Below are 26,372 nucleotides of genomic sequence, written 5' to 3' on the forward strand. Positions count from 1 at the left end.
TCGCCTACCCGGCCGACTCTACGTCGCGGATCCGCTTGGGCAGCAGGAACCCGACCGCGAAGGTGAGCATCACCATCACCGCGACCACCCAGAACGTCCGCTGGGCGGCGTCGGTCGGGTCGGCGGTCCCGGCGTCGAAGAACACCGTGCCCAGCAGCGCCATCCCCAGCGCGCCGCCGACCTGCTGGAGCGAGGTCAGCGCGCCCGACGCCGATCCGGCCTCCGACGGCTCCACCGCGGACAACGCGATCTCGAAGTACGGCCCCATGATCAGTCCGGACCCGATCCCGACCACCACCAGCGCGGGGGCGAGCAGCCACGGGCCGGCCTCCGGGCCGAGGAGCGACAGCAGGGCGACCACGCCGGCGGCCATGATCAGCGCGCCGGTGTGCAGCACCTTGCGGCCGTGCTTGCGCGCCACCTGCACCAGGCCCATGCCGACGATCATCCCCAGCGACATCGGCACCCCGGTCAGCCCGGCTTTGAGCGGCGAGAAACCGAGCCCGAGCTGCAGGTACAGCGTGAAGACGAGACCGAAGCCGGAGAACGCCGCGAAGTAGATCGTCCCGGTCGCCATTCCGGCGAGGAAGCTGCGCTTGCGGAACAGGCTGGGCTCGACCAGCGGGTCGCCGCCGAGACGGCTCTTGCGCTTCTCGAACCACGCGAACAGCCCGAACACCACGATCGCGGCGGCCATCATCGCGAACGTCCACAGCGGCCAGCCGTACTCACGGCCCTGGACCAGCGGGAAGACGATCAGCAGCGCGCCGGTCGTGGCGAGCAGCGCACCGGGAAGGTCGAGTTTGAGCGAACCGCCGGGCCGGGACTCGGGAAGGAACTTCACCGCGGCGAGCACGGCCAGCGCGCCGATCGGGAGGTTGATCAGGAAGATCATCCGCCAGCCGGTGCCGAACAGGTCGGCGTCGACCAGCCAGCCCGCCAGGATCGGGCCGCCGACCGCGGCGAGCCCCATCACCGGGCCGAACATGCCGAACGCGGACTGCAGCTCCTTCCCAGCGAACATCTCCTTCATCATGCCGAGGCCCTGCGGGACCATCGCGGCGCCGAACAGGCCCTGCACCACCCTGGCGGCGATGATCATCTCCGGGCTGACCGCGACCGCGCAGAGCAGCGAACCGGCGACGAAGCCGATCGCGCCGATCAGGAACATGCGCTTGCGGCCGAAGATGTCGCCGAGCCGTCCGCCGGTGAGCAGGCCGGACACCATCGCGAGGGTGTAGGCGACGCCGAGCCACTGGATCATCGCCGTGCCGCCGCCGAGCGAGGCCCGCATGACCGGTCCGGCGATGCTCGTGACCGTCATGTCGAGCAGTTCCATCACCGAGCCGGTCAGGATCACGAACAGGGCGGGCCAGCGCCAGCGGTACGGCTTTTCGACGGGCGCGTCTTCCGTGGTCACGGCGCCCGTGGTGTCCAGTGTCATCGTCATGGGAACAACGCTAAAGTCAATTCCGGCCACTTTCTGACCGGAATCGGAGCGAACCTGGATTCATGGCGAACACGAGCGCGCGGATGCTGCGATTGCTGTCCCTTCTGCAGACACACCGCTTCTGGACCGGGATCGAACTGAGCGACAAGCTCGAGGTGAGCGAGCGGACGCTGCGGCGCGACGTCGAGCGGCTCAGGGAACTGGGCTATCCGGTCAACGCGAGCCGCGGTGTCGCGGGTGGCTACCAGCTGAGGTCGGGCACGGTCATGCCGCCGCTGCTGCTGGACGACGAGGAGGCCGTGGCCATCGCGGTCGGCCTGCGGACGGCGGCGGGCGGTTCGGTGGAAGGCATCGAGGAGACGTCGGTCCGCGCGCTGACGAAGGTCGTCCAGGTCATGCCGCCCCGGCTGCGCAGACGCGTCGACGCGCTCCAGGCGTACACGACACCGGCCGCCGTCACCGGTCCCCGGGTCAACGCCGCCAGCCTGACGGTGATCGCGCAGGCGTGCCGGGACGACGAGCGCCTGAAGTTCGACTACGCGGCACGCGGTGGCGAGGAGTCCGCGCGGCTGGTCGAGCCGCATCGGCTCGTCTCACTCGGACGGCGCTGGTACCTGGTGGCTTGGGACCTCGACAGGGTGGACTGGCGCACCTTCCGCGTCGACAGGCTCAGCGACCCGCGCACCACCGGCGCCCGCTACCGGCCGCGCGAGGTCCCGGGCGGGGACGCGGTCAAATTCGTCGAAGCCCAGATCAAGGCCAGGCCGACCACACATACGCTGGTCGTCCGGGTCGAGGCGCCGAAAGCGCGGGTCGAGGCCGCGGTGCGGTACGTCGGCGGCATGCTCGAAGCGATCGACGAGACGTCTTGCCGCCTGAAGATGAACGTCGACACCTTCGACTGGCCCGTGCTGATCCTCGCCGCCATCGGGGCGCCCTTCGAGGTCGAGGGCCCTTCGGCGTTCAAAGATCACCTCGCGTCCGTCGCCACTCTGTTCACGGCGGCTAGCATCGGGCCGTGAGCACCTATGTCGCGGCCGAGGGCCGATACGAGAGCATCCCCTACCGCCGCACCGGGCGCAGCGGTCTGAAGCTGCCCGCGATCTCGCTGGGCCTGTGGCACAACTTCGGGAACGACAAGCCGCTGGGTACCCAGCGGGACATCGCGCGGCGCGCGTTCGACCTGGGCATCACCCATTTCGACCTCGCCAACAACTACGGCCCGCCCTACGGCTCGGCCGAGGAGAACTTCGGCAGGCTGCTGGCTTCGGACTTCAAGCCGTACCGCGACGAACTGGTCGTTTCGACCAAGGCGGGCTACGACATGTGGCCGGGCCCGTACGGCGAATGGGGTTCGCGCAAATACCTGCTGTCCTCTTTGGACCAGTCGCTCGGCCGGATGGGCCTGGACTACGTCGACATCTTCTACTCGCACCGCTTCGACCCCGAGACGCCGCTCGAAGAGACGGTCGGCGCGCTCGACAGCGCCGTCCGCTCGGGGCGCGCGCTGTACGTCGGCATCTCGTCGTACTCGTCGGAGAAGACCGCCGAGGCCGCGCGGCTGCTGCGGGAACTGGGCACGCCGCTGCTGATCCACCAGCCGTCGTACTCGATGTTCAACCGCTGGCTCGAAGGCGACAAACTGCTCGACACGCTCGAAACAGAAGGCGCGGGCTGCATCGCCTTCTCGCCGCTGGCGCAGGGCCTGCTGACCAGCCGCTACCTCGACGGCGTCCCCGACAATTCCCGTGCGGCGCAAGGGAAGTCGCTCAACCCGGACACGATCACCGAGAACACCCTCGGCAAGATCCGGGCGCTGAACGAGATCGCCCGGCGGCGCGGCCAGACGCTGGCGCAGCTCGCCCTGGCGTGGGGTCTGCGCGACCCGCGGATGACCTCGGTGCTGATCGGCGCGAGCAGCGTCGCCCAGCTGGAGGACAACGTCGGCGCGCTGAAGAACCTGCACTTCACCAACGAAGAGCTGGCCGAGATCGACCGTTACGCCACCGAGGCCGACATCAACCTGTGGAAGCGTTCGACCGACGCTGGATAGGAGCCGACGGACGCCTGAGGTCAGCGCGTGACCGTGAAAGCCTCCTTACCTACCCTGACGGTAGCGAAGGGGCCCTTCACCACCCTGCGGTGTGATCTTGGGACGGCGGAGACCAGTCGCGGCCCGAAATCGCGTTGCCCCATCCGGCGGCGGGACCGAGACTGCGGACATGACGTTCGAAGAGCTGCTCGCCGAAGGAGAGGCCGTCCCGGTCGAAGGCTGGGACTTCTCGTGGTTCGAAGGCCGGGCCACGGAGGAACGGCCGCCGTGGGGTTACTCGCGGCTGCTCGGCGAACGCATGGCGGCGGCTTCGGCGGGGCTGGACCTGCAGACCGGCGGCGGTGAGGTGCTCGCGGGCATCCCGAAACCGCCGCCGGTCCTCGCCGCCACCGAAGGCTGGCCGCCGAACGTCGAGGTGGCGCGGAAAACCCTCGCGCCCCTGGGTGGCGAGGTAGTGGAGGCGGAGTACGACGCGCCTTTGCCCTTCCCGGACGAATCGTTCGATCTGGTGAGCAGCCGCCATCCGATCGAGAACCCGTGGCGGGAGATCGCCCGGGTGCTGCGACCGGGCGGAACCTTTCTGTCGCAACAGATCGGCGCCGGCACCGTCCGCGAACTGAAGGAGTTCTTCCTCGGTCCGCAGGACTACGGCGACTGGACGCCGGAGGTGCTGCGCGTCGAAGCGGAGGCCGTCGGGCTGCGGGTGGAGCGGCTCGAACCGGCGAAACTGCGGATGGAGTTCTTCGACCTCGCCGCGATCGTCCACTTCCTCCGTAAGGTGATCTGGATCGTGCCGGGATTCGAAGTCGACAAATATCGCGACAAGCTCGCGGAACTCCATCGGATCATCGAGACCGACGGGATGTTCGTCGCGCATTCGCGGCGTGTGCTCGTGGAAGCGGTCAAGCCCGGCCACACGTTCGGGTGATCACCGGCTCGATGTCTTGAGTGGACGCGCTCGCGGGTGCGATACCTGCGGGCGTGTCCAGCTCCGCACCGCGCCAGCTGGCGCTCACCTCCGCCGCCCAGATCCTCGCCATGGGCTTGTGGTTCTCCGCTTCGAGCGTCGTCCCCGCCCTGCGCGCCGAATGGGCACTGTCCACTCAGGGCACCGTGCTGCTCACCGCGTCGGTGCAGGTCGGCTTCGCGGCGGGCGCGCTGGTCTCGGCCGTCGCCAACCTCGCGGACCGGCTCCGGCCAGAGCGGCTGCTGGCCGCGAGCGCTGCGGCCGGTGCCCTGTTGACGTTGCTCTTTCCTTTGTGCGGCGACCAGTTCTGGCTCGCGGTACTGCTGCGGTTCGGCACCGGGATGGCACTGGCCGGGGTCTATCCGGTCGGGATGAAGATCGTCGTCTCGTGGTTCCCGAACAGCCGTGGGCTCGCGCTCGGTGTCTTGCTGGCCGCGCTCGCGCTCGGCTCGGCGTCACCCCATCTGCTGGCCGGGAGCCTCCCGGAGTGGCGGACGGTGCTCGTCGTCGCGGCCCTTCTGGCTCTCGGCGCGGCGGCACTGGCCGTGCTCTTCGTCCATGTCGGGCCTGCCGCCCGGCGTTCGCCGCCGTGGGAACCGCGGTACCTGCTCACGATGGCGCGCGATCGGCGCCAGCGGCTGATCGCGTTCGGCTACTTCGGTCACATGTGGGAGCTCTACGCGTTCTGGACGTGGATCCCCGCCTACGCGGCGGCCGCGTCACAGCGTTCGGTGAGCCTGCTCGCGTTCACCGTCATCGGCGTCGGCGGGGCGATCGGCTGTCTGCTCGGCGGCGCGCTCTCGGACCGGTTCGGGCGGATCGACGTCGCGCTCGCGGCGCTGGCCGTCAGTGGGACGTGCTGCCTGATCTCGGCCTTCGTCTTCGGTGCGCACCCGGCGGTGCTGGGCACGCTGCTGTTCGTCTGGGGTGTCGCCGCGATCGCCGACTCCGGCCAGTTCTCCGCCGCGTTGAGCGAAGCCGCGGACGCTCGCTACGTCGGCACCGCGCTCACCGCGCAGACCGCGATCGGGTTCCTGCTCAGCGCGCTGACCATCCAGGGCCTGCCGGTGCTCGCCGACGCCGTGGGCTGGCGGGCCGCGGCTCCCGCGCTGGCCGTCGGGCCACTGCTGGGCGTGATCGCCATGGTGAGACTCCGCCGGACATCGCTTGACCAGATTTCAAAATCAGTCATAAACTAGCTTCGTGACCGAAGACCGGCGGGAACGCGCCGAACGCATCCTCGACGCCGCCGCCGACCTGCTCCTGCGGCACGGCTACCGGCGGGTGACCGTGGAGGACGTCGCGGAGCACGCCGGCGTCGGCAAGGGAACCCTGTACCTGCACTGGAAGACCCGTGAACAGCTGTTCCTCGCGGTGATGCTGCGTGAGGCGGCCCGGTCCATCGAAGACCTGACACAGGCGTTCGAAGACGATCCAGAACTCACGTTGCTGCACCGCATGACCCGCACCCAGTTCCTCAACGTCGTGCGCAGGCCCCTGCTCCACGCGCCGTACCTCGCCGACTCCGGCGTGCTGGGCAAGCTCGCGGCGAAGCTCCACGACAACCAGGATCCCCGGCACCACGAGGCGTTCCTGGACTATCTGCGGTCGCAGGCCGAGCACGGGCTGATCCGCACCGATCTGAAGGTCGAAGACCTGGCGACGGCGTATCAAGCCGTCCTGCACGGTTTCCTGCTCGCCCCAGCGGCCGCGGATCCCGAAGCCGCGGCCGGACTGCTGGCCGACACCGTCGCTCGCGCGTTCCAGCCGACAGCCTCTCCGCCTGCCTCGAAGGTGCGCGCGGCGGCACCGGACGCCATCGCCCTCTTCCGCGCGACCGCGGAAATCGACCGCGCCAACCTCCGGCGCGCTTACTGACGGGAGCCGCGCATGCGGACCGGAATCCTCCTCGACGAAATCGGTGTCCCCTTCGGCGACGTCGTCGCGCAAGCGAAAGAAGCCGAGCGGCTGGGCTACGACGCGATCTGGCTCGCGCAACGCGGTGGCTGGGACGCGCTCACCGCGTTGACCGCGCTGGGCGTGGCCGCGCCGGGTCTCGCACTGGGCACTTCGGTGATCCCCACCTACCCGCGCCATCCGATCTCCTTGGCGGCACAGGCTTTGACGCTGCAAGCGGCCACCGGCGCCCCCGTCTCCCTCGGCGTCGGGCTGAGCCACCGGCCGATCATCGAAGACCAGTACGGCTACTCCTTCGACCGCCCGATCCGGCACCTGCGCGAGTACCTCCAGGCACTAAACCCTTTGCTACACAAAGAAAAGGCCGACGTGTACGGCGAAACCCTGACCGCCGTCGGCACCATCGAGGCACCTGGCGCCGAGCCGCCTTCGGTCCTCGTCGGCGCGTTGAGCCCGCTGTCACTGAAGGTGACCGGGACCTACTCCGACGGCGTCGTGTCCACCTGGGCGGGCGCCCGTTCGCTGGCGGAGTACATCGTCCCGACGCTGCAGAAGGCCGCGTCCGTCGCCGGACGCCCGGCGCCGCGGATCGTCAGCGGGCAGCTCATCTCCGTCACCGGCGATCCCGACGGACCGCGGAACTGGGTCGCCGAGAACTACGGCATGGCCGCGAACATCCCGGCTTACCAGGCTGTCTTCACTCGCGACCGGGTCGACGGCCCCGGCGGGACGGTGATCGCGGGCGACGAGGAGTTCGTGCGAGCGAGGGTCCGCGAACTCGAAGACGCCGGTGCGACGGAGCTGCTCCTGATGCCGGTGGGCACGCCTGAAGAACAGACTCGCACCCGGGAACTATTCAGTTCCCCAGCAGCCGCAGGTGCTCGTCGGTCAGCTTGACCTCGGCGGCGGCGAAGTTCTCCTCCAGATGCGGGATCTTCGCCGTCCCGGGGATCGGCAGGATCACCGGCGACCTCGCGAGCAACCACGCCAGCCCCACCTGCGCCGTGGTCACCCCGAGTTCCGCGGCGACGGCGGCGATCTCGTTGGTGGCGCCAGAAGCAGCGCCGAGCACCGGACGCCAAGGCAGGAAAGCGATCCCGGCCGCCTCGCACGCCTCCAGGACCGCTTCGTGCTCGCGGTCGAGAAGGCTGTAGCGGTTCTGCACGCTCGCGATGTCCACGATCTCCCGAGCCCGCGCGAGTTCGTCCACCGTGATCTCGGACAGCCCGATCCGGCCGATCTTGCCGGCGTCGCGCAGGTCCCGAAGGGCGCCGAGCTGGTCGGCCAGCGGGGTTTCCGGGTCGATGCGGTGCAGTTGCAGCAGCTCGATCCGCTCGACGCGCAGCCGCCTCAGCCCGTCGTCCACCTGCACGCGCAGGGACTCCGGGCGTGCGTCGTACTTCCAGTCGTCCCCGGTTCGCACGACGCCGACCTTCGTGGTGACCACCAGGTCGTCCGGGTACGGGTGGAGCGCTTCGGCGAGCAGCTCCTCGTTCGCTCCCCCGCCGTAGAGATGCGCGGTGTCGATCAGCGTGATGCCGAGTTCGACAGCGCGCCGGGCGACGGCGATCGCGTTCTCGCGCGCTGGTCCGGCTTCGGTGGGCAGGTGCATGGCGCCGAAGCCGAGGCGGCGCACGGTCAGGTCTCCGCCGATGGCGAACTCGTCCATGACGGAAAACCTAGCGCAGCGGATCCCTCGGCGCGGGCAGATGCGAGGTGTCCGGGAACATGTGGAGCGCGCGCAAAGCGGCGCCGAGTTCGGCGATGTCGGACGGGTCGGTCAGCGAACGGCCCAGTTCCTCGGAGATCCGCTTCAGCCGGTGCCGGATCGTGTTGGGGTGACAGAACATCCGCTCCGACGTCAGTTTCGTGGAGCCCTGGCATTCGAACCACGCCCGCAACGTCAGCAGCAGCACGTTCCGGTCGTCGCCGGGCAGGTCCAGGATCGGCCGCAGCACGTGGTGCGCGAGCTGGACCGACGCCTCCGGCGCGCTGGCGACGAGCCCGGCGAGCGGGGATTCGTTGAACTGCACCATTCCCTTCGTCCCCGGCATCATGCTGGAGAGCGCGACCCGCGCGAGATGCAGGGCTCGGGAAGTGTTCCCGAGGCCGGTGAAGACCGGGCTGACGCCGATCCGGCCGGTCTGGTTCTCCCGCAACAGCTCGATGATCACCTGGGAAGCCGAAGGATCCCGCATGGACACGACGCCGACCTGGAGGTCCGGGGTGAGCCGCCAGGCGGACGCGTGGTGCCGGTCGCGGAGCCGGTTTTCGATCTGGGGCAACGGTTCGTGCCCGACGCGCGGGGTCTCCGCGGCGACGACCACATAGGTCCCGTCGAGCGAGAGTTCCAGCACCCGCGCGATGTCCCACAGCGTGCCCTCGGTGGCCGTGCCGCCGGCGAACAGCGCCTCGATCAACGCGGAGCGCCTGCTTTGGTGCGCCAGCAAGAGTTCGGCGGTGGTGTCGCGGTAGGTCGTCGTCAGCGCCTCCGCGTAGTCGTCGATCAGCGCCCAGATCGCCGACGTCGCGGCGACGAGACCGCGGAGGTCCTGATGGTCGTCCGAAGCGGTCAGTTCGACGAACCGGCTCCACACCTCGGTGAGCCCGATCCGGTACGCCCGCAGGAGTTCCGGCAGCGGAGCGCCTTGCAGCGCCCGTGCGCGCCCGGTCGCCCGCGCCTGCGCGAGGTCGGGTTCTTCGGTGCCGCGCAGCGTCCGCATGACGTATTCGAGGTTGTTCCGCACCGACGTCCGCAGTTCGGCCAGAGTGACGAACTGCGCGTCGTGGTACACCGGCATTTCGGCGCGGATCTGCTCGACGGTGGTCTCGATGACCCCGGGCAGCTGCTTTTCGACCTCGACGGCCAGCTCGGCGACGATCACGGCCGAGCCTTCGCGGAGCACGGTTCGATAGTGCATGGGCGCCCTCCGGGGCAGGGACACCTCGTCGAGCCCCTGGGGGCGTCATCTAACACGACTTGCCCGGAAGTGGCCTGTCGAAAGCGAAAGGCGCCGCCGGTGCGGCGAAAAATCGGGATTTTCGCCGCACCGGCGGGGTTTTCACATCTTCGCGGCCGCGCTCTTGATGGCTTCACGGATCCGGAAGTAGGTGCCACACCGGCAGACGTTCTGGATCGCGTCGATCTCGGCGTCCGTCGGGTTCTTCGTCTTCTTCAGCAACGCCACCGCGGCCATGATCTGCCCCGGCTGACAATAGCCGCACTGCGCGACGTCCTGCTCCAGCCACGCCTCCTGCACCGGGTGCAGATCCTCACCGTCGGCGAGGCCTTCGATGGTGGTGACGTCCTTGCCCGAGCAGTCGGACACCGGCGTCACGCACGGGTTGAACGCCTCGCCGTCGAGGTGACTGGTGCAGGCCTTGCAGACGTTGATCCCGCAGCCGTACTTCGGGCCGCGGACGCCGAGCTTGTCCCGCAGCGCCCACAGCATGGGCAGATCGGCGGGCGCGTCGACGGTGACGGTCTTCCCGTTCACCGTGAAGGTGTAATTGGGCATCGGAACTCCTTGGCGGGGAGGGAAAGTCAGCGGGGGAAGGGTTCGAAGTCGACCGGGAAGTTGATCGGGAAGCTGCGCGGTTTGATCCCGGTGGCCCGCGCGTAGGCGTTCCCGATCGCGCCGACCGGCGCGGGCACGCCGAGTTCCCCGGCGCCGCCGATCTCGCCCGTCTCCGGCATCACGTGCACCTTGACGTCCATCGGCGAGTTCTTCTGCCGCGCGTAGTGGAACTGCGAGTAGCTGCCCTCCAGCGGGAGCCCCTTGTCGATGTGCAGCCCGGCGGTCAGCGTCGTGGAGATGCCGTCGGTCAGGCCACCGAGCATCTGCGCCTCGATCCCGCGCGGGTTGACCGGCTTGCCGACGTCGACGGCGATGGTCGCCTTGGTGACACGCGGGTTCTTCGGGTCGCGGGCGTCCATTTCGACCAGGCAGGCGGTGTACGACTTGTATTCGCCGTGCACCGCGACGCCCTGCGCGAAACCCTTGGGCATCTTCTTGCCCCACTCGCCGAGTTCGGCGACCTTGTCCAGCACGGCGCGCTGCCGGTCGTTCTTGATGAACTCGCGCCGGAACGCCACCGGGTCCTTGCCGAGCTTCGCGGCGATCTCGTCGACCATGATCTCTTCCGCGCCGCGAGTGCTCGACGAGTACACCGACCGCCAGGCGCCGGTGTGGAAGTCCACGGGGACCTCGTTGAGCAGCTGCGTGGTGACACCGAAGTTGTACGGCGACTTCACCGTCAGCAGGAACACCGTCTGCGCGAAGCTCAGGTTGCCGCCGACCGGGAGCTCGGCGGCGAAGGCGGTCAGGACCTCGCCGAGCCCGTGGCCCCAGTCGGTCTCGACGCTGGCGACGCGGTGCTCGAAGGTGAGCACCTGGCCGAGCGCGAAGGTGGCGCGGATCTTGTGGTGGCTCGCGGCGCGGGCGCGGCCGTGGCGCATGTCGTCGATGCGGCTCCACATCAGCCGCACCGGCCGCTTCATCGCCTTCGAGATCCGCGCGGCTTCGATCGCGCCGTCGGAGAACAGGCGGCGGCCGAACGAGCCGCCCGCCTGCTGGACGTGCACCGTGACCTTGTTCGCCGGCAGCCCGAGCTCCTGCGCGATGTTCTGCTTCGCGAGGATCGGGACCTTCATACCCGACCAGATGGTCGCGCTGTCCTCACGGACGTCGGCGACCGCCGAGTTGGTCTCCAGCGGCGCGTGGCTGGCGAAGGCGAAGTCGAACTCGCCGTCGACGTACTGGGTCAGCAGCGGCGGCACGACGAACGGGAGCGCCGCGGCCTGGAGCTTCTTCTTGATCGTCGCGTTGTTCTCACCGTCGACGGTGCCGCTGTTCCAGGTGACGTCGAGGGCGTTCTTGCCGTCGAGCGCCTGGCCGAAGGTCTCGGCCAGCACCGCGACGCCGGTCTTGATGACGGCGATGTCGAGGATGCCCGGCATCGCGCGGACGGCGGCCTCGTTGTTGACCTTCTTGACCGTGCCGTTGATCGTCGGCGGGCGGCGGACCATGGCCGGCTTCGCACCGGGGATGTCCAGGTCGAGCGTGTACTTCAGCTGCCCGGTGACCATCGCGCGGGCGTCCTTGCGCGACTGCGGCGTGCCGACCAGCTTGTGCGCGGACTCGGCCTTCGGGGTGGCGGTGAGCTTCCCCAGGTCGGCGCGGGCGGCGGGCTTGGCCAGCGCGCCGTAGTCCATCCGGCGGCCGTCGGGCGCGATCACCGCGCCGTCCCTCGTGGACAGGCGGTCGGCCTTGGCGCCCCACTGCCGCGCGGCGGTGGCGACCAGGCGGGCGCGGGCGGCGGCGGCCGCGGTCCGCACCGGGGTGTAGAGCGAGCGCATCGTGTTGGAGCCGCCGGTCAGCTGGTTGAACAGCAGTTCCGGGCGGGCGTCGGAGAGCACGACGTCGACGCGGTCGAGCGGCAGGTCCAGCTCCTCGGCGACCAGCATCGCGTTCGCGGTGGTGATGCCCTGGCCGACCTCGGTCCGCGGCAGCTCCAGCCGCACCCGGCCGTCTTCGCGGACCTCCAGCACGAGCAGCCCGGCGGTGGGGGCGTTCGACAGGATCAGCACGTCGCCGAGGTCGAGGATCTCGGCCGGTCCGGGCGGGGTCGGGATGACGGCTTCGGCTTCTTCGGGCGCGACGGTGTCGATACCGATCTTCGTGGCGATCGTGAGGGTGGGCGCCGCGACGAGGAAGGTCAGGAACCGGCGGCGGCCGAGGCCGCCGGGGTCCTGCTCCTGGGTTCCAGTGGTGGGGCTGGCCATCGGGAAGATCCCTTCGAGAGCGCGCGGTGAAGGCGGGGACCCTCGCGCGGCCTGGGGTTGGATGGCGACACGCTAGGCATCGGCATTCGGCCTAGTCAACGCGGAGTAGTCGGGTCAGCCCATCTGTGTGACAAGGTGACAGCGAAGGGCCCGAAATGTGTGACGCGCCACAGCGCGCTTCGCATTTCGTCCTCTGAATGCGGTAGTTGCCAGCGCGAACTACCGCATTCAGAGGACGAAATGCGTCAGATGGAGTCGCGCTCCCGGCCCGCTTCGAGCAGGTCTTCGCGGGCGCGGGCGATCCGCGAGCGCACGGTGCCGACCGGGCAGCCGCAGATCTCGGCGGCCTCGGCGTAGGAAAGGCCCAGCACCTGGGTGAGGACGAGTACCTCGCGCCGTTCCGGGTCGAGCCCGTCGAGCAGCATCCGCAGCTCCACCAGGTCCTCGAAGCCCGCGACACCCTCCGCCTGACGAGCGCCGCGACGCTCGGCGGTGGCCTCCCAGTCGACGTCGGCGAGCTTCGGGCGGGCCGAAGCCGCCCGGATGCGGTCGACGACCACCCGGCGCGCGATCGACAGGAGCCAGGTCCGCGAGGAGGACCGGCCGGCGAACCGGCGCAGGCTGCCGAACGCGCGCAGGTACGTCTCCTGGGTGAGATCGTCGGCGGCGCCGACGTCGGCGAGGTGCGCGACGAACCGCCAAACGTCCGCCTGGGTGGCACGCACCCAGTCCTCCAGCGCCCGCCGGTCGCCGCGGGCGGCGGCGAGAGCGAGCTCGGTCACCCGCTCGTCGTCGTGGTTGCGCGGCCCGGCCATACGAGAAACGTAGCAGCGTCGCGGGAACCGGGGCAGGCCCGCGCCCGACAAGTGAGACGTGAAGTGCGAGACCTGCCGCGAGGCCCTGTCGGCCCGGCTCGACGGCGAAACCGAACCCGCTCCGCCCGAGGTGGTCGACCGGCACGTGGCAGGCTGCCCCGCCTGCCGGTCCTGGCTCGCCGGTGCCGAGCGGCTGCACCGGACGATGCTGCTGCGCCCCGCTCCCCCGGTCCCGGACCTCACCGCCGTCATCCTGGAACGCACCCCCGCCCCGCCGAGCGAGGGCTGGACGGCCAGGATCGCCCTCGCCGTGGTCGCGATCGCGCAGCTCGGCCTCGCCTTCGCCCAGCTGCTGGGCGTCGAAGACCACACCGCGGGTCACGGCACGGAGTCACTGATCGGGCACCTTTCGCACGAAAGCAGCGCGTGGAACCTCGCCGTCGGCGTCGGACTCGGCTGGGCCGCCGTCCGCACGAAGGCGGCGGCCGGGCAGCTGCCGGCGCTGACCGGTTTCGTCGCGCTGCTCCTGGCCCTGTCCGCGGGCGACCTCGTCACGGGACAGGTCAGCGCCGGTCGCGTGCTCACCCACGGCCTGGTCGTCGCGGGACTCCTGTTGCTGTACGTGGTGAACCGACAGCACCGGCTCCGCAACCGCCCCAGCCCGGCGACGACGGCGGACACCTCGGACGGCTACCCCGTGGAAGCGAGTCACGAAACCGGCGAAGCCCCCGAACGGCCCCGCCAGCACAGGGGGTTCCGGCGCCCGGCGAGCCGTCACGTCGCCTGACCGGAACGTTCACCGGCTTGGTCTAGACCATTTCCGGTCACTGGGAGCACGCGCGCGGACACCGGGTGAATCACCGGATTTCGCGCGCGCCCTGCGCGATTTGCGACCCGGACACGTTTACTGTCACCGGGAACCATCGAATGTAAACCTTCTTGCCCTTTTCGGGCCGGACCCGGCTAACTTTGGTGGAACACCTTGTTCGACAGGAGGCGAAGCTCGTGGTTGGCGCAGAAAGTCCGCCCGTCGGCACCCCCGCCGGGATGCGGAAGATCAATCAGCGCGCCGTGCTGGACCTCCTGCGCCGCAGCGGCCCCGCCACGCGGCCGCAAGTCGCCAAGGACACCGGTCTTTCCAAACCCACGGTGAGCCAAGCGTTACTGGCCCTCGAAGCGGCCGGGCTCGCCAGAGCGACCGGGCACACCTCGACCGGCACCGGCCGGTCCGCCGTCCTCTACGAAGCGGATCCCACCGCCGGTTACGTCCTGGGTGTCGACATCGGACGCGAGCACCTCCGTGTCGCCGTCTCGGATCTCGGCCACACCGTCGTCGCCCGCCGTGACGAGCGGAACACCTCGCGTTCGGGTACCGCTCTCGTCAGCGCCGTGGGCGCCCTAGCGGCGGCGACGGTACGCGAAGCGGGGCTGAGCCAGGACGACATCGTCGTGCGCGTCCTCGGCTCGCCCGGTGTCGCGGATCCGGGCAAACGCTGCTTCCGGCACGCGCCGAACCTGCCCGGCTGGGGCAAGGCGGGCCTGCTCGACGAACTCGAAGGCGTCCTCGGCCCGGATCTGATGGTCGAGAACGACGCGAACCTCACCGCCGTCGGCGAGTGGGAACGCGGTGCCGCGCGCGGCGCGTCCGTGTTCGGGTGCATCACCATCGGCACCGGCGTCGGCATGGGCGTGATGGTCAACGGCCAGGTCTTCCGCGGCGCGACGGGCGCGGCGGGCGAGATCGGCTACCTGCCCTACGGCCAATCGCACGCGGCGGGCGAGGGCGAAGACGCCCCGCCGGTCCGCGGCCACCTCGAAGAGGCGACGGCGGCGCAGTCCGTCGTCCGCGGCGCGCGCGAACTCGGCCTCGGCACGGCGAAATCGGCCCGCGAGGTCTTCCGGCTCGCCCGCGACGGTGACGAACTCGCGATGCGCGCGGTCGAAGCGGAGGCGGACAGGCTCGCCTACACCGTGGCTTCGGTGGCGGCGGTGATCGATCCGGAACTGATCGTGCTCGGCGGCGGTATCGGCACCGCGGCCGATCTGCTGCTCGATCCGATCGACCGCGCCCTGCGTTCGTTCACCCCGCTCGTCCCGTCGGTCGTCCAGGGCGAACTGGGCGACGACGGCGTGCTGACCGGCGCGATCAGCGTCGGGCTGCGCGCCGCCGAGGGCTTGGTCTTCGAACGGAAGGTCGGCGCGGCCTAGACGCGGTGATTACCTCCGCGGTAATCGACGGCGCCGGGCCCGCGCGGAACGATGAGCCCATGACCACAGCCAAGAAGATCGTCGTCGACTGTTTCGAGAACCTGTTCGCACGCAAGGACTTCGCCGCCGCGGGCGCGAACGTGCACCCGGACTTCGTCACCCACAGCCCGGGATTCCCGTCCGGCCGCGACGCTTTCGTCGAAGCGATGCGGAATTCGCCGATGGTCGGCGCGGACGTTTCCGTCGAACGCGTGATCGCCGACGAAGACCACGTCGTCGTGCACCTGCACGTGGTCCCGCCGGGCGAGGAACATGGGACCGCCGTCGTCGACATCGTCCGCGTGGAGGACGGGCTCATCGTGGAGCACTGGGACGTCAAACAGCCGGTGCCGCCCGGCGCGGAAATGTTCTAGGGCTTGATGATCAGGCAGGTGCTCGACGCGGTCGCGAACACCTTGCCCTCCGCGTCGCGGATGTCGCCCTCGGCGAACGCGACGCGCGAGCCGGCCTTCACGATCCAGCCGTGCGCGCGGATCTCCCCCACCGACCCGGAAATGGCGCGCAGGTAGTTCACCTTCAACTCGACCGAGGTGTACCCGACCCCGGCTGGCAGGGTCGAGTGCACCGCACACGCCACCGCCGAGTCCAGCAGAGTCGCCGCGACGCCGCCGTGCACCGTGCCGATCGGGTTGTACAGCGACTCGTCCGGCGTCGCGGCCAGCACGACGTCGCCTTCGGTCACGCTCACCCAGCGCATGCCGAAATGCGCCGAGATCGGCGCCGGCGGGATCCTCCCCTCCGCGATCCCGGTCAGGTAGTCGAGCCCGGACAGCTCGCGGCCGAGCCGGGCGGTGGGCAGCGGATCCTGCCAGGTCACGGTTTTCTGCCTGGTCTCCGCGGTGGCGTCGACGGTCATACCTGCCTCCTAAGACGATCGTCCTAGACTTTCCTAAGACAGTCGTCCTAGTCAAGGACTACGCTGAAGCACGTGTCCGACACCACCACCCGTGAGCGCATGATCGAAACCGCGATGACGCTCTTCCGCCGCGAGGGTTACCAGGCGACCTCATGGCGGCGCCTGGTCGAGCAGGCCGGGACGCCCTGGGGGTCGGCGTATCACCACTTCCCCGGCGGCAAGGAGCAGCTGGCGGTCGCCGCGATCGAACTCGGCACCACCATCGTGGCGAAGACGGTCCGCCGCGCCTTCGAGCGCAACGAGACCGTCGAGGACGCCGTGAGCTGGTGGTACCGCAAGGCGGGCGAGGCGCTGGCCGCCGACGACTACCGCGGCGGCTGCCCGCTCGCCACAATCACGCTGGAGATGGCGCACGCCTCCCCCGCGATCACCAAAGCGTGCCAGGAGGCCTTCGCCGCCTGGCATGTGCTGCTGGTGGACCTGCTCACCGGCCACGGCGCCGGGAACGCCGAAGACCTCGCGGCGGCCATCGTGAACAACCTCGAAGGCGCCCTGCTGGTCAGCCGAATCCGCCGGTCACCCGATCCGCTGGAGCGTGCCGCACGACACGTCGCACTCGTGACCCGCGCGGGCACCGGCGAGCGAGGGTAGCGTTGCCAGGCATGATCGGTCTGCCCGACACCATCACGGCCTGCCTCTTCGACCTCGACGGCGTACTGACCGGAACCGCGGCCCAGCACCGCGAAGCGTGGAAGCGCACTTTCGACGACTTCCTGCGCGCCCGTGACGGCGACTCGTTCTCCCCCTTCACCGACACCGACTACGCGGCCTACGTCGACGGGCGGCCGAGGGCCGACGGCGTCCGCACGTTCCTCGCCTCCCGCGGGATCGAACTGCCCGAGGGGAAGCCGGACGACGGCATCGACGCCGCCACTGTCAACGGCGTCGGGAACCGCAAGAACCAGCTGGTGCTGAAGATCATCGACGACGAGGGCGTCACCCCGTACCCGGGCTCAGTGCGGTACCTGGAGGCGGCGAAGGCCGCCGGGTTGCGGATCGGTGTCGTCACCTCGTCGGCCAACGGCGCGAAGGTGCTCGACGCCGCCGACCTGACGAAGTTCGTCGAGGCGCGGATCGACGGGATCGTGATCTCCGAGAAGGGTTTGCGCGGCAAGCCCGCCCCCGATTCGTTCCTCGCCGGCGCCGAGGCGTTCGACGTCGCGCCTGAGAACGCGGCCGTGTTCGAAGACGCGCTCGCGGGGGTGCGAGCCGGGAAAGAAGGCGGGTTCGGTTACGTGGTCGGGGTGAACCGCGCGCATCAAGCGGGAGAGCTCCTCGAACACGGCGCCGACGTCGTGGTGGACGACCTCGCCGAACTCCTGGAGGACCGCAAGTGACCGAATCGTTTCTCCGCGGCTACGAGGTCTCGCCCTGGGAGCTGCGCTGGCACGGCATGGACGTCGACGCGTTGCAGCGCACCGAATCGGCGTTCGCGGTGTCCAACGGGCACATCGGCCTGCGCGGCACGCTGGAGGAGGCCGAGCCCCGCGGCCTGCCGGGCACCTATCTCAACGGTTTCTACGAGCAGCACGACCTTCCCTACGCGGAAACCGGGTACGGCTACCCGGAAGAGGGCCAGACCGTCGTCAACGTGACCGACGGCAAGGTCATCCGGCTGCTGGTCGAGGACGAACCGCTCGACATGCGGTACGGGCAGGCGACCGACCACGACCGCGTGCTCGACTTCCGGAAGGGCACCCTCGCGCGCGACACCGTGTGGTCTTCGCCGACCGGGCGCCGTGTCCGGGTGAAGACCGAGCGCCTGGTCTCCTTCACCCAGCGCGCCGTCGCCGCGATCCGGTACGAGGTCGAACCGCTCGACGACGAACTCCAGCTGGTGGTGCAGTCGGATCTGCTGGCGAACGAACCGGTCGAGTCCGACACCCGTGATCCGCGGGTCGCGGCGGCGCTGGAGTCACCGCTGATCGGGGAATACCACCACGCGGAGGAGTACCACGCCGTACTGGTGCACCAGACCCGCAAATCCGGGTTGCGGATGGCCGCCGCGATGGACCACAAGATCGACGTCTCCGATGGCGTCCGCACGCATATCGAGGCCGAGGAGGATCTGGCCCGGCTCACCATCGCCGTCGACGTGCCGAAGGGCGGACGGCTGCGGATCACGAAGTTCCTCGCCTACGGCTGGTCCGCGCAACGTTCGGTGCCCGCCGTCCGCGCCCAGGTCGAGGCCGCGCTCGCCGGGGCACGGCAGACCGGCTGGAAGGGCCTGCTCGCCGAGCAGAAGGAGTTCCTCGACGACTTCTGGCAGACCTCGGACATCGAGATCGACGGCGACCCGGAACTCCAGCAGGCGGTGCGGTTCTCACTATTCCACCTGTTGCAGGCCGGAGCCCGCGGCGAGACGAGGGCCTTGGCGGGCAAGGGATTGACCGGCCCCGGCTACGACGGGCACGCTTTCTGGGACACCGAGACCTTCGTCCTGCCCGTGCTCACCTACAGCATGCCGGACGCCGCGAGGGACGCGCTGCGCTGGCGTCACTCCACTTTGGACAAGGCGCGGGAAAGGGCGACCCAGCTGGGTTTACGCGGCGCGGCGTTCCCCTGGCGGTCCATCAACGGCGCGGAATGCTCGGCGTACTGGCCGGCGGGCACGGCGGCGTTCCACGTCAGCGCGGACATCTCCGACGCCGTCGTGCGCTATCTCAACGCCACCGGCGACGACGAGTTCATGCGGACCTGCGGGGCGGAACTGCTCCTCGAAACCGCGCGGATGTGGTTGTCACTGGGCCATTTCGACCGGCGGGGCCGGTTCCGGATCGACGGGGTCACCGGGCCGGACGAGTACTCCGCGGTGGCGGACAACAACGTCTACACGAACCTCATGGCGCGCCGGAACCTGTTCTACGCCGCCGAAATCGTCGGCCAGCACGACGACGTGGCCCGGCGGTTCGAGGTCGGCGAGGACGAGGTCGCGCTGTGGCGCAAAGCGGCCGACGCGATGCTGGTGCCCTACGACGAGGAGCTCGGCGTCCACCCGCAGTCCGAAGGTTTCCTGGAACACGACGAGTGGGATTTCGAGGCCACGGACCCGGATTTCTACCCGCTGTTGCTGAACTTCCCGTACTTCGACCTCTACCGCAAACAGGTGGTGAAGCAGGCGGACCTGGTGCTCGCGCTGCATCTGTGCGGGGATTCCTTCACCCCGGAGGAAAAGGCGCGCGACTTCGCCTACTACGAGGCTCGGACGGTGCGGGATTCCTCGCTCTCGGCGGGCACTCAGGCCGTGGTGGCGGCGGAGGTCGGGCATCTCGAACTGGCTTACGACTACCTCGCCGAGGCGGCGCTCACCGACCTGCACGACGTGCACAACAACGTCCGCAACGGCCTGCACCTGGCCTCGCTGGCGGGCGCGTGGCAGGGCACCGTCGCCGGGTTCGGCGGGCTGCGCGACCATGGCGGGCGGCTGACCTTCGCGCCGCGCCTGCCGCCGCAGCTGCGGCGGATCGCGTTCCGGCTGACCTTCCGCGGCACCCGGTTCCAGGTCGAGATCGACAGCGAAGGCGCGACGTATCACGTGATCACCGGGGAACCGCTGGAACTGGCGCACCACGGCGAGACCTTCACCGTGAACTCCGAACGGGTGCGGCTGCCGATCCCGGCGGTGGATCCGGGTCCGGCCCCGGTGCAGCCCCAGGGCCGCGCTCCGGTGCGGCGACGGCCGAAGGGCGCCTGACCGCTCCGCGAAGTGTCATGAGGGGTCCCCATGAGACGAAATCTGTCTCATGGGGACCCCTCATGACACGCGCGGCAAGCTCAGTCCGGCGGTTCGACCGGCACTTCCCCGCTGCCCGGGACGCCGTCGACCTCCTCGGTACCGTGCGGGCCGAGGTCACGGTTGGGCGCGCTCGGCACGTCGGTCTTCGGCTGGATCCCGCGAAGGTCGTCGAGGTCTTCTTCTTCGTCCTGCCCGAAGCTCTTCTTGCTTTCCCTCATATGTCCGGGGTACCCGCTCACGGCCGGATACGCCAGTTTTCAGGCGGCTTTCGCCGGTTTGCCGTCCAGCGTGACCAGGCCGTCGAGCATGCCGAGCAGCAAACCGTCCCTGGTGGACCACGGGCAGATGGCGACCTGGCCGCCGGAAAGCGTCAGCAGCGCCTCGGCGACGATCGCGCCCGCGAGCGCCTGGTGCGAACGCTGCCGCGAGATACCCGGCAGTTCGGCACGGCTCTTCGCCGGCAGTTTCGCCAGCCGCGGGATCCACGACCGGAGGTCGTCCAGGTGCAGTTCCCGTGACCGGGACGGCCGGTCCCCGGCGAGCCGGGCGAGTTGCCGCAGCACCTTGGAGCAGCCGACGGCGCGGTGGTCGCGGATCTGCGGCAGGACGTCCTGCATCGCGTCGCGGACCTCGTCGAGCACGTGCTCCCGCATCGCCCGCACGACCTTGGGTGACGGGCACTCGGTGGCGAACCAGTCGCGCGTCAGCGAGCGGGCACCGAGCGGCAGCGAATGCGCGAACCCGGCCTCCTCGGCTTTTCCGGCGGCGAGCTCGACCGTCCCGCCGCCGATGTCGAGCACCAGCAGCCCCCCGGCCGAAGCGCCGTACCACCGGCGCGCGCCGACATAGGCCAGTTCGGCCTCGCGGCGGCCCGTGAGGAACCGAAGTTCGACCCCGGTGGACTTCGCGACGTCGCAGACCACCTGCTTCACGTTGGTCGCGTCGCGGATCGACGAGGTGGCGAGCGGGTACACGTCCTCGACGCCGTGTTTGGCGGCCATGGTCATCCCCGCCTCGACGGCGGAAGAGACCGCGTCGATGCCGCGCCGGGTCAGCTTTCCGTCATCGTCGAGTTCCCGGTCGAGCCGCAGTCGCGTCTGGTGGCTCAGCACGGGTTCGAGCGGCGAACCGCCCTTGGCCAGAACCACCAGCCGTGCACTGAACGACCCGACGTCCAAGACCGCGGCGGACGGCTCGCCGATCTGCTTGCGCACGCGAGGCACCTCACCTTCGTCGCGAACGTATTCCCCCGAGGTCTCGCTTTCACTCCTGATAATGGCGGATTTTCCGCCCGTTCAGGCGTGGTTTACGTTCCCTTTCCACCGGGAGGCCGTTTTTTGACCACGAAGGGGGTACACCGGCGCAGGTCAAGTATACCGTATCGATACAGGTGGGAGGTTCGACTCCCTCAGAACGTCAGTCCACCAGTTCGCGCAACTTCGAAACCTGCGCGACGCGGGCTTCCCGGCCCGGCAGCATCGGGTTGACCACCAGCGTGGTCGCACCGGCCTCGCGGAAGGCGGCCAGCCGCTCCTTGACGTAGCCCTCCGGACCGATCAGCGAGATCGCCCTGATCAGCTCCTTCGGCACCGCCGCGGCGGCTTCGTCCTTCTTCCCGTCCAGGTACAGGTCCTGGATGAGCTTGGCTTCGGCCTCGTAGCCGTAGCGCTGGGCGAGGCTGTTGTAGAAGTTCTTGCCGCGTGCGCCCATTCCGCCGATGTACAGCGCCAGCATCCCCCGCAGGTGGTCCAGCAACCCCTCGACGTCGTCACCGATCGCCAGCGCGGTGCCGACGAAGGTGTCCAGCTCGCCCAGCTCCGGATCGCGCTTCGCCTTGCCCTCGGCCAGCGACGCGCCCCAGACCTCGGAAGCCTTCTCGGGGTGGAAGAAGATCGGCTCCCAGCCCTCGGCGAGTTCGGCGGTGAGCGCCACGTTCTTCGGGCCGATCGAGGCCAGCAGGATCGGGATCCGCGAACGCACCGGGTGGTTGATCAGCTTCAGCGGCTTGCCGAGGCCGGTTCCCTGTTCGGGCGGCAACGGGATCGAGTAGTGCGTGCCGGAGTGCACGACCTTCTCCCGGCGCCAGACCTGACGGCAGATGTCGATGATCTCGCGGGTGCGGGCGAGCGGCGCGTCGTACTTCACACCGTGGAAACCCTCGATGACCTGCGGACCGGACGCGCCGATGCCGAGGGTGAACCGGCCGTCGGAGACGAAGTCGAGGCCGGCGGCGGTCATCGCGGTCAGCGTCGGCGTCCGCGTGTAGATCTGGAAGATGCCTGAGGCGATCTCGACCCGCTCGGTCTTGGCCGCGACGTACCCGAGCTGGCTGACCGCGTCGAACGAGTAGGCCTCGGGGACGAAGACGATGTCGAGGCCGGCCTTCTCCAGCTCGACGATGTCCGCCACGCTCTCGGCGAACCCGCCGGCGTAGTTGATCGCGGTCCCGATCCTCATCGTCGTCTCCTAGCAAGTTACTGAGCGGTTGCTTAGTGACAGTGTCGCGTGTGACCCCCGCGAAGGCAAGACGGCGGGTGCCCGCGGGCACCCGCCGTCGTCACGTCACTGCCCGGAGACCCAGGCCTTCACCACGCCGTCCAGCACCCGCAGCGGCAGGATCCCGCTGCTCAGCACGACCTCGTGGAAGCCCTTGATGTCGAACCGGTCACCCAGGGCGGTTTCGGCCTCGGCCCGGATCCGCTCGATCTCCAGCCGTCCCACCATGTACGACAGCGCCTGCCCGGGAAACGCGGCGTAGCGGTCGATCTCGGCCTCGATCTCCACCTTGGCCATCGGCGTGTTCTCGGCGAGGTAGTCGACGGCCTGCTGACGGCTCCAGCCGAGCGCGTGCATCCCGGTGTCGACGACCAGGCGGCCGGCCCGCATCGAATCCTGGGTGAGCATGCCGAACCGGGTCAGGTCGCTGGAGTACAGGCCCATCTCGTCGGCGAGGCGCTCCGAGTAGAGCCCCCAGCCTTCAACGTAGGCGTTGACGTCGGCGTGCCCGCGCAGCATCGGCAGGCCCTTGAGCTTGTGCGCGATGCAGATCTGGAAGTGGTGTCCCGGAACCGCCTCGTGGAAGGCGATCGCCTCACTCGTGTGCTTCGGGCGCAGCTCGGCCTCGTAGGTGTTCGCGTAGTAGGCACCCGGCCGCGAGCCGTCGAGCGACGGCTCGATGTAGTACGCCAGCGTGCCGCCGGGCGCCTCCGCCGGAGGGACCGGCTCGACCTGGCAGCGCTCCTCGGGGATGGTCGAGAACCACTGCGGGGCAACGGCTTCGGCGCGGGTGATGGCGTCACGCGCGGCGTCGAGCAGTTCGTCCCCGTCTCGCCAGCGCAGGGCCGGGTCGGTACGGAGCCGCTCGAAGATCTCGCCGAGATCCTTGGTACCGAAGATCTTGTCGCCCAGCTCGCGGTACTGGTCGGCCAGTTTCGCGATCATGTCGAGTCCGGTGTCGTGCAGTTCCCGCGCGGTGCGCTCGGTGGAGGTGTGCGCCCGGATCAGCGCGGCGTACTTCTCCTGCCCGCCGGGGAGGGCGCACAGACCCGGCTCCTTTTCGGACCTCGCGACGGGACGCAGTTCGGTGGCGAGGAAGTCGCGGTACCGGGTGTAGGCGGGCCGGACGACCTCGGCCAGCAGCCGGTCGCGTTCGGCTTCGTAGCCCTCCACGGAAACGGACGCGGTGAGCGCCAGCGGGTCACCCGCCTCGTCACCGAGATAGCGCTCCACGTAAGCGATTCCGCTGTCGACGAGGAAGTCCGGCGGGACCAGCCCTTCGGCCGCCGCCGCGCGCTGGCGCACGATCAGGGCGTCCAGATAGACACCCATGCCGCCCAGCCGCTCCAGGTAACCCCGGACCCTCTCCTCGTCGTTCAGCGAGAGCACCGCGAGTTCGTTGAGCATGAACAGCGCGGGCGAAGCCAGCCCGTCACTGACCGAGAAATCTTCGGCCCGGGCGTCGGTCAAGTCGACCATCGCCTTCGCCTGCTGGATCACGACCTCGCGGGTGACCGCTTCGGCCGGGGAAAGACCTTCGGTGTCCAGTGCTTCGGCCCGCTCGGCGATGGCGACCGCCGACGCGCGCCGCGCGGCCACGGCCTCCGCGCCGGGGTCCGGCATGGCGCCCTCGTCACCGGGAAGCCCGAGCAGCGAACGCCACAGCGGGAGCTCGTCGAATTTGAGCTCCATCAGCTCCTCGGCGAGGCTGTTCGGGGTGTCGCCGTGGCCGGCGACCCAGTCGCGGACCACGCCGTCGAGCACCGAGAGCGGAAGCGATCCGCCACCGAGGACGACGTCATGAAAGGCTTTGATGTCGAAACGGCTGCCCAGCGTCAGCTCGGCTTCGGAACGGATTCGCTGGATCTCCAGCCGTCCCACCATGTACGACAGCGCCTGGCCGGGGAAGGCGATGTAACGGTCCACTTCGGACTCGATCTCGACCAGCGCCATCGGCGTGTTCTCGGTGAGGAAGTCGATGGCCTGGCGGCGGCTCCAGCCCAGCGCGTGCAGGCCGGTGTCCACCACCAGTCGTCCGGCGCGCATCGAGTCCATCGTCAGCATGCCGAGCTTCGCGACGTCGTCGGAGTACAGGCCCATCTCGTCGGCGAGGCGCTCGGTGTAGAGACCCCAGCCCTCCGCGTACGCGGTGAAGTCGCCGATTCGGCGCAGCAGCGGGAGTTCCGTGAGGCTCTGCGCGAGACTCAGCTGGAAATGGTGCCCCGGGATGGCCTCGTGGAACGCCGTCGCCTCGGCCGCGTGCCGGAACCGCTCTTCGGCCTTGTGGGTGTTGGCGAAGTAGATCCCGGGGCGGGAGCCGTCGACCGCGGGCCACATGTAGTACGCGGCGGGCGCGCCGGGCGCGGATTCGGCGGGGACCGGCTCGACCGTCCACGGCTGCGGCGGGATCCGGCCGAACCACTTCGGCGCCTCGGCTTCGGCCCTGGTGATGGCCGCGCGGGCGGAGTCCAGCATCTCGTCGGCGCTGGACCAGCGCAGCGCCTGGTCGGTGCGGAGCCTGGAGAAGATCTCGGCGAGGTCCGTGGTACCGAAGACGCGGGAACCGTACTCGCGGTACTCGGCGGCGAGGTTCGCGATCACGTCGAGCCCGGTCTGGTGCAGCTCGCGCGGGGTGCGGACGGTCGTGGTGTGCATCTCGGCGAGCAGGGCGTAGATGCGCTCGCCGTCGGGCAGCCAGCAGACGCCGGGCTTGTCCTCGGGACGGCCGTGCGGCGCGATCTCGTTCGCGAGGACCTCGCGGTACTCGGCGATGGCGGGCCGGACGACGTCGCGCAGCAGGCCGGCGCGGCGCGTCTCGAAGTCGTCGTCGGGCGCGGGCTGGCGCAGCAGCGGGTCGGCCGACGGCTCGGCGAGATACCGGTCGAGGTACGCGATGGTGGCGTCGACCAGGTAGGCGACCGGGACCAGGCCGCGGGCGACGCCGTCCCGATGCCGCCGCGCGGCCTGGCGCAGGTACTCCGGGATCGCCGCGATGCGCCCGAGGTGCGCCTCCGCTTGCGCGCCCGTGCCGACCGACATCATCGGCAGCACGGTGAGCACCTCGGCGGCGGGCGAGATGAACAGGTCACTGACGGTGAACTCGACGAATCGCGAGTCCAGCAGCGCGATCTTCCCCCGCGCCGTCGCGATCAGGACGTCCCTGGTGGTCTTCTCCTCCGCGCTCAGCCCGTCGGTGCCGAGCGCCTCGGCCCGCTCGGCGAGGCCGGCCAGCTTCGCGCGGAAGGCGTCGCCCCCGGCCTCGCTGAGATCCGCGAGCCCGGTCGATTCGGGACGGAAGCCCTGCAAGGCGGGCGTGACCGGCTCGGCGTCGAACAGGACTTCGACGAACTCGTCGGCGAGGGCGGAGACTTCGCTCATGTTTCTTCCCCAGGGGTCGGTGGAGGCGGTGTCCCCGACCCTAACGGAGAGCGAGTACTACCGAAGCCGGGTTTTGCCGCACGCGGACGGCCACTCCCACGGCGCCGGGGGCGAGACGGTAGCGTTCCCGGACGTGGCCGTGACCGATCCCGTGGACATCCGCCTGCTCGCCGCCCTCGCGGACCTGGGCAAGGCGGCCGTGCACGAACTCGCGGCCAAGGTCGGCATGGATCCGCGAGAGGTCGCGTACCGCCTGGTCGCCCTCTCCGGCAGCGGGTTGCCGCTGCTCGTGGGCGTCGAGAGCGACCCGAACGGGCTGCGCGCGGCCATCGCGAGTTCGCCGCCTTCCTGGGCCCAGCAGCCTCAGCAGGCCCCACCGCCACAACAACCTCAGCAGCCTCAGCGCCCGCCGGGTCACTCCGGGCCGCACAACGTCCAGGGCACCCCCTCCGGGCCGTACAACGTCCAAGGGACGCCGTCGGGCGCGTACAACGTGCATGGCACGCCGTCGGGCCGGTATCCCGGTCCGCCGTCGGCCCCGGTGCGGCAGCCGATGGCGCCGCCTCAGCAGCAGCCGCGGCCGCCTGCCCC

Annotated in this window: 24 protein-coding genes; 13 read left to right on the plus strand and 11 right to left on the minus strand. The window is 69.7% G+C overall.

Going from position 1 to position 26,372, the window contains the following annotated elements:
* Nucleotides 1-4: 4 nt before the first annotated feature.
* Nucleotides 5-1,450 (minus strand): MFS transporter, encoded by a 1,446-nt coding sequence (locus CFP71_RS24665; RefSeq protein WP_093936312.1) that lies wholly within the window; start codon nt 1,448-1,450, stop codon nt 5-7.
* A gap of 62 nt (nt 1,451-1,512) precedes the next feature.
* On the opposite strand from CFP71_RS24665, the gene CFP71_RS24670 reads away from it, so the two are divergent.
* The 6 genes from CFP71_RS24670 (at nt 1,513) to CFP71_RS24695 (ending at nt 7,284) form a co-directional block, all read left to right on the plus strand.
* On the plus strand, nt 1,513-2,472 hold the full coding sequence (locus CFP71_RS24670; protein ID WP_244199815.1) for a helix-turn-helix transcriptional regulator: 960 nt from the start codon (nt 1,513-1,515) through the stop codon (nt 2,470-2,472).
* The gene (mgrA, locus tag CFP71_RS24675; protein WP_093936313.1) at nt 2,469-3,503 is read left to right on the plus strand and encodes an L-glyceraldehyde 3-phosphate reductase; all 1,035 of its coding nucleotides are present in this window, start codon (nt 2,469-2,471) and stop codon (nt 3,501-3,503) included. Before CFP71_RS24670 ends, mgrA begins: the two co-directional genes overlap by 4 nt.
* Nucleotides 3,504-3,672: 169 nt before the next feature.
* Entirely contained in the window at nt 3,673-4,431 is a 759-nt protein-coding gene (locus CFP71_RS24680) for a class I SAM-dependent methyltransferase (RefSeq protein ID WP_093936314.1), read from the plus strand.
* A gap of 53 nt (nt 4,432-4,484) precedes the next feature.
* Nucleotides 4,485-5,669, plus strand: coding sequence for an MFS transporter (locus CFP71_RS24685; RefSeq protein ID WP_093936315.1), 1,185 nt, complete (start codon nt 4,485-4,487; stop codon nt 5,667-5,669).
* 4 nt (nt 5,670-5,673) lie between these two features.
* Nucleotides 5,674-6,348: a TetR/AcrR family transcriptional regulator gene (locus CFP71_RS24690; RefSeq protein ID WP_093936316.1), complete on the plus strand. Its 675-nt coding sequence runs from the start codon at nt 5,674-5,676 to the stop codon at nt 6,346-6,348.
* A 12-nt stretch (nt 6,349-6,360) separates the two neighbouring features.
* Entirely contained in the window at nt 6,361-7,284 is a 924-nt protein-coding gene (locus tag CFP71_RS24695) for a TIGR03564 family F420-dependent LLM class oxidoreductase (protein ID WP_093936317.1), read from the plus strand.
* Here the strand turns inward: CFP71_RS24695 and CFP71_RS24700 are convergent.
* The 5 genes from CFP71_RS24700 to sigC all read right to left on the minus strand — a co-directional run bounded on the left by CFP71_RS24700 (nt 7,244) and on the right by sigC (nt 12,987).
* Nucleotides 7,244-8,056 (minus strand): aldo/keto reductase, encoded by an 813-nt coding sequence (locus CFP71_RS24700; protein ID WP_093936318.1) that lies wholly within the window; start codon nt 8,054-8,056, stop codon nt 7,244-7,246. The genes CFP71_RS24695 and CFP71_RS24700 overlap by 41 nt on opposite strands.
* A 10-nt stretch (nt 8,057-8,066) precedes the next feature.
* Nucleotides 8,067-9,308, minus strand: coding sequence for a PucR family transcriptional regulator (locus tag CFP71_RS24705; RefSeq protein WP_093936319.1), 1,242 nt, complete (start codon nt 9,306-9,308; stop codon nt 8,067-8,069).
* A 141-nt stretch (nt 9,309-9,449) separates the two neighbouring features.
* Nucleotides 9,450-9,905, minus strand: a complete 456-nt coding sequence (locus tag CFP71_RS24710; RefSeq protein WP_005155104.1) for a (2Fe-2S)-binding protein — start codon at nt 9,903-9,905, stop codon at nt 9,450-9,452.
* 26 nt (nt 9,906-9,931) lie between these two features.
* Nucleotides 9,932-12,172 (minus strand): xanthine dehydrogenase family protein molybdopterin-binding subunit, encoded by a 2,241-nt coding sequence (locus tag CFP71_RS24715; protein WP_093936320.1) that lies wholly within the window; start codon nt 12,170-12,172, stop codon nt 9,932-9,934.
* A 245-nt stretch (nt 12,173-12,417) separates the two neighbouring features.
* Nucleotides 12,418-12,987: an RNA polymerase sigma factor SigC gene (gene sigC / locus CFP71_RS24720; protein ID WP_093936321.1), complete on the minus strand. Its 570-nt coding sequence runs from the start codon at nt 12,985-12,987 to the stop codon at nt 12,418-12,420.
* Nucleotides 12,988-13,045: 58 nt separating this feature from the next.
* Here sigC and CFP71_RS24725 point away from each other — a divergent pair, with 58 nt between their 5' ends.
* From CFP71_RS24725 to CFP71_RS24735, 3 genes are all read left to right on the plus strand, one after another.
* Complete coding sequence (locus CFP71_RS24725; protein ID WP_093936322.1) at nt 13,046-13,774, plus strand: zf-HC2 domain-containing protein; 729 nt, start codon at nt 13,046-13,048, stop codon at nt 13,772-13,774.
* Between the two features lie 218 nt (nt 13,775-13,992).
* A complete protein-coding gene (locus tag CFP71_RS24730) occupies nt 13,993-15,195 on the plus strand; it encodes an ROK family transcriptional regulator (RefSeq protein WP_093936323.1) in 1,203 nt (400 codons plus the stop codon).
* A gap of 59 nt (nt 15,196-15,254) precedes the next feature.
* On the plus strand, nt 15,255-15,608 hold the full coding sequence (locus tag CFP71_RS24735; RefSeq protein WP_093936324.1) for a nuclear transport factor 2 family protein: 354 nt from the start codon (nt 15,255-15,257) through the stop codon (nt 15,606-15,608).
* Here CFP71_RS24735 and CFP71_RS24740 read toward each other — a convergent pair.
* Entirely contained in the window at nt 15,605-16,111 is a 507-nt protein-coding gene (locus CFP71_RS24740; protein ID WP_093936325.1) for a PaaI family thioesterase, read from the minus strand. The two genes, CFP71_RS24735 and CFP71_RS24740, sit on opposite strands and share 4 nt — an antisense overlap.
* Nucleotides 16,112-16,183: 72 nt before the next feature.
* On the opposite strand from CFP71_RS24740, the gene CFP71_RS24745 reads away from it, so the two are divergent.
* The 3 genes from CFP71_RS24745 to CFP71_RS24755 are packed head-to-tail and all read left to right on the plus strand — an operon-like array spanning nt 16,184 to nt 19,865.
* Nucleotides 16,184-16,762: a TetR/AcrR family transcriptional regulator gene (locus CFP71_RS24745; protein WP_244199816.1), complete on the plus strand. Its 579-nt coding sequence runs from the start codon at nt 16,184-16,186 to the stop codon at nt 16,760-16,762.
* 11 nt (nt 16,763-16,773) lie between these two features.
* A complete protein-coding gene (locus tag CFP71_RS24750) occupies nt 16,774-17,508 on the plus strand; it encodes an HAD family hydrolase (protein ID WP_093936326.1) in 735 nt (244 codons plus the stop codon).
* A gap of 56 nt (nt 17,509-17,564) precedes the next feature.
* Entirely contained in the window at nt 17,565-19,865 is a 2,301-nt protein-coding gene (locus CFP71_RS24755) for a glycoside hydrolase family 65 protein (protein ID WP_093936339.1), read from the plus strand.
* An 80-nt stretch (nt 19,866-19,945) separates the two neighbouring features.
* On the opposite strand, the gene CFP71_RS24760 is transcribed toward CFP71_RS24755, so the two are convergent.
* The 4 genes from CFP71_RS24760 to CFP71_RS24775 form a co-directional block, all read right to left on the minus strand.
* Complete coding sequence (locus CFP71_RS24760; protein WP_093936327.1) at nt 19,946-20,125, minus strand: hypothetical protein; 180 nt, start codon at nt 20,123-20,125, stop codon at nt 19,946-19,948.
* 39 nt (nt 20,126-20,164) lie between these two features.
* Complete coding sequence (locus CFP71_RS24765) at nt 20,165-21,121, minus strand: Ppx/GppA phosphatase family protein (RefSeq protein WP_093936328.1); 957 nt, start codon at nt 21,119-21,121, stop codon at nt 20,165-20,167.
* Between the two features lie 202 nt (nt 21,122-21,323).
* Nucleotides 21,324-22,364: an LLM class F420-dependent oxidoreductase gene (locus tag CFP71_RS24770; protein ID WP_093936329.1), complete on the minus strand. Its 1,041-nt coding sequence runs from the start codon at nt 22,362-22,364 to the stop codon at nt 21,324-21,326.
* Between the two features lie 105 nt (nt 22,365-22,469).
* Nucleotides 22,470-25,781 carry a DUF885 domain-containing protein gene (locus CFP71_RS24775; protein WP_093936330.1) on the minus strand — a complete coding sequence of 1,104 codons (3,312 nt, stop codon included), beginning with the start codon at nt 25,779-25,781 and terminating at the stop codon, nt 22,470-22,472.
* 133 nt (nt 25,782-25,914) lie between these two features.
* On the opposite strand from CFP71_RS24775, the gene CFP71_RS24780 reads away from it, so the two are divergent.
* A partial coding sequence (locus CFP71_RS24780) for an AsnC family protein (RefSeq protein ID WP_143267159.1) occupies nt 25,915-26,372 on the plus strand: 458 nt, incomplete at its 3' end.

It is taken from the genome of Amycolatopsis thailandensis (genome assembly GCF_002234405.1).
Classification (GTDB): domain Bacteria; phylum Actinomycetota; class Actinomycetes; order Mycobacteriales; family Pseudonocardiaceae; genus Amycolatopsis; species Amycolatopsis thailandensis.

What these genes read in the sequence shown, in the direction of transcription:
- CFP71_RS24665 (WP_093936312.1), bottom strand. Translation starts at nt 1,450, where the DNA reads ATGACGATGACACTGGACACCACGGGCGCCGTGACCACGGAAGACGCG.
- CFP71_RS24670 (WP_244199815.1), top strand. Translation starts at nt 1,513, where the DNA reads ATGGCGAACACGAGCGCGCGGATGCTGCGATTGCTGTCCCTTCTGCAG.
- CFP71_RS24680 (WP_093936314.1), top strand. Translation starts at nt 3,673, where the DNA reads ATGACGTTCGAAGAGCTGCTCGCCGAAGGAGAGGCCGTCCCGGTCGAA.
- CFP71_RS24695 (WP_093936317.1), top strand. Translation starts at nt 6,361, where the DNA reads ATGCGGACCGGAATCCTCCTCGACGAAATCGGTGTCCCCTTCGGCGAC.
- CFP71_RS24700 (WP_093936318.1), bottom strand. Translation starts at nt 8,056, where the DNA reads ATGGACGAGTTCGCCATCGGCGGAGACCTGACCGTGCGCCGCCTCGGC.
- CFP71_RS24705 (WP_093936319.1), bottom strand. Translation starts at nt 9,308, where the DNA reads ATGCACTATCGAACCGTGCTCCGCGAAGGCTCGGCCGTGATCGTCGCC.
- CFP71_RS24710 (WP_005155104.1), bottom strand. Translation starts at nt 9,905, where the DNA reads ATGCCCAATTACACCTTCACGGTGAACGGGAAGACCGTCACCGTCGAC.
- CFP71_RS24715 (WP_093936320.1), bottom strand. Translation starts at nt 12,172, where the DNA reads ATGGCCAGCCCCACCACTGGAACCCAGGAGCAGGACCCCGGCGGCCTC.
- sigC (WP_093936321.1), bottom strand. Translation starts at nt 12,987, where the DNA reads ATGGCCGGGCCGCGCAACCACGACGACGAGCGGGTGACCGAGCTCGCT.
- CFP71_RS24735 (WP_093936324.1), top strand. Translation starts at nt 15,255, where the DNA reads ATGACCACAGCCAAGAAGATCGTCGTCGACTGTTTCGAGAACCTGTTC.
- CFP71_RS24740 (WP_093936325.1), bottom strand. Translation starts at nt 16,111, where the DNA reads ATGACCGTCGACGCCACCGCGGAGACCAGGCAGAAAACCGTGACCTGG.
- CFP71_RS24750 (WP_093936326.1), top strand. Translation starts at nt 16,774, where the DNA reads ATGATCGGTCTGCCCGACACCATCACGGCCTGCCTCTTCGACCTCGAC.
- CFP71_RS24755 (WP_093936339.1), top strand. Translation starts at nt 17,565, where the DNA reads ATGGACGTCGACGCGTTGCAGCGCACCGAATCGGCGTTCGCGGTGTCC.
- CFP71_RS24760 (WP_093936327.1), bottom strand. Translation starts at nt 20,125, where the DNA reads ATGAGGGAAAGCAAGAAGAGCTTCGGGCAGGACGAAGAAGAAGACCTC.
- CFP71_RS24770 (WP_093936329.1), bottom strand. Translation starts at nt 22,364, where the DNA reads ATGAGGATCGGGACCGCGATCAACTACGCCGGCGGGTTCGCCGAGAGC.
- CFP71_RS24775 (WP_093936330.1), bottom strand. Translation starts at nt 25,781, where the DNA reads ATGAGCGAAGTCTCCGCCCTCGCCGACGAGTTCGTCGAAGTCCTGTTC.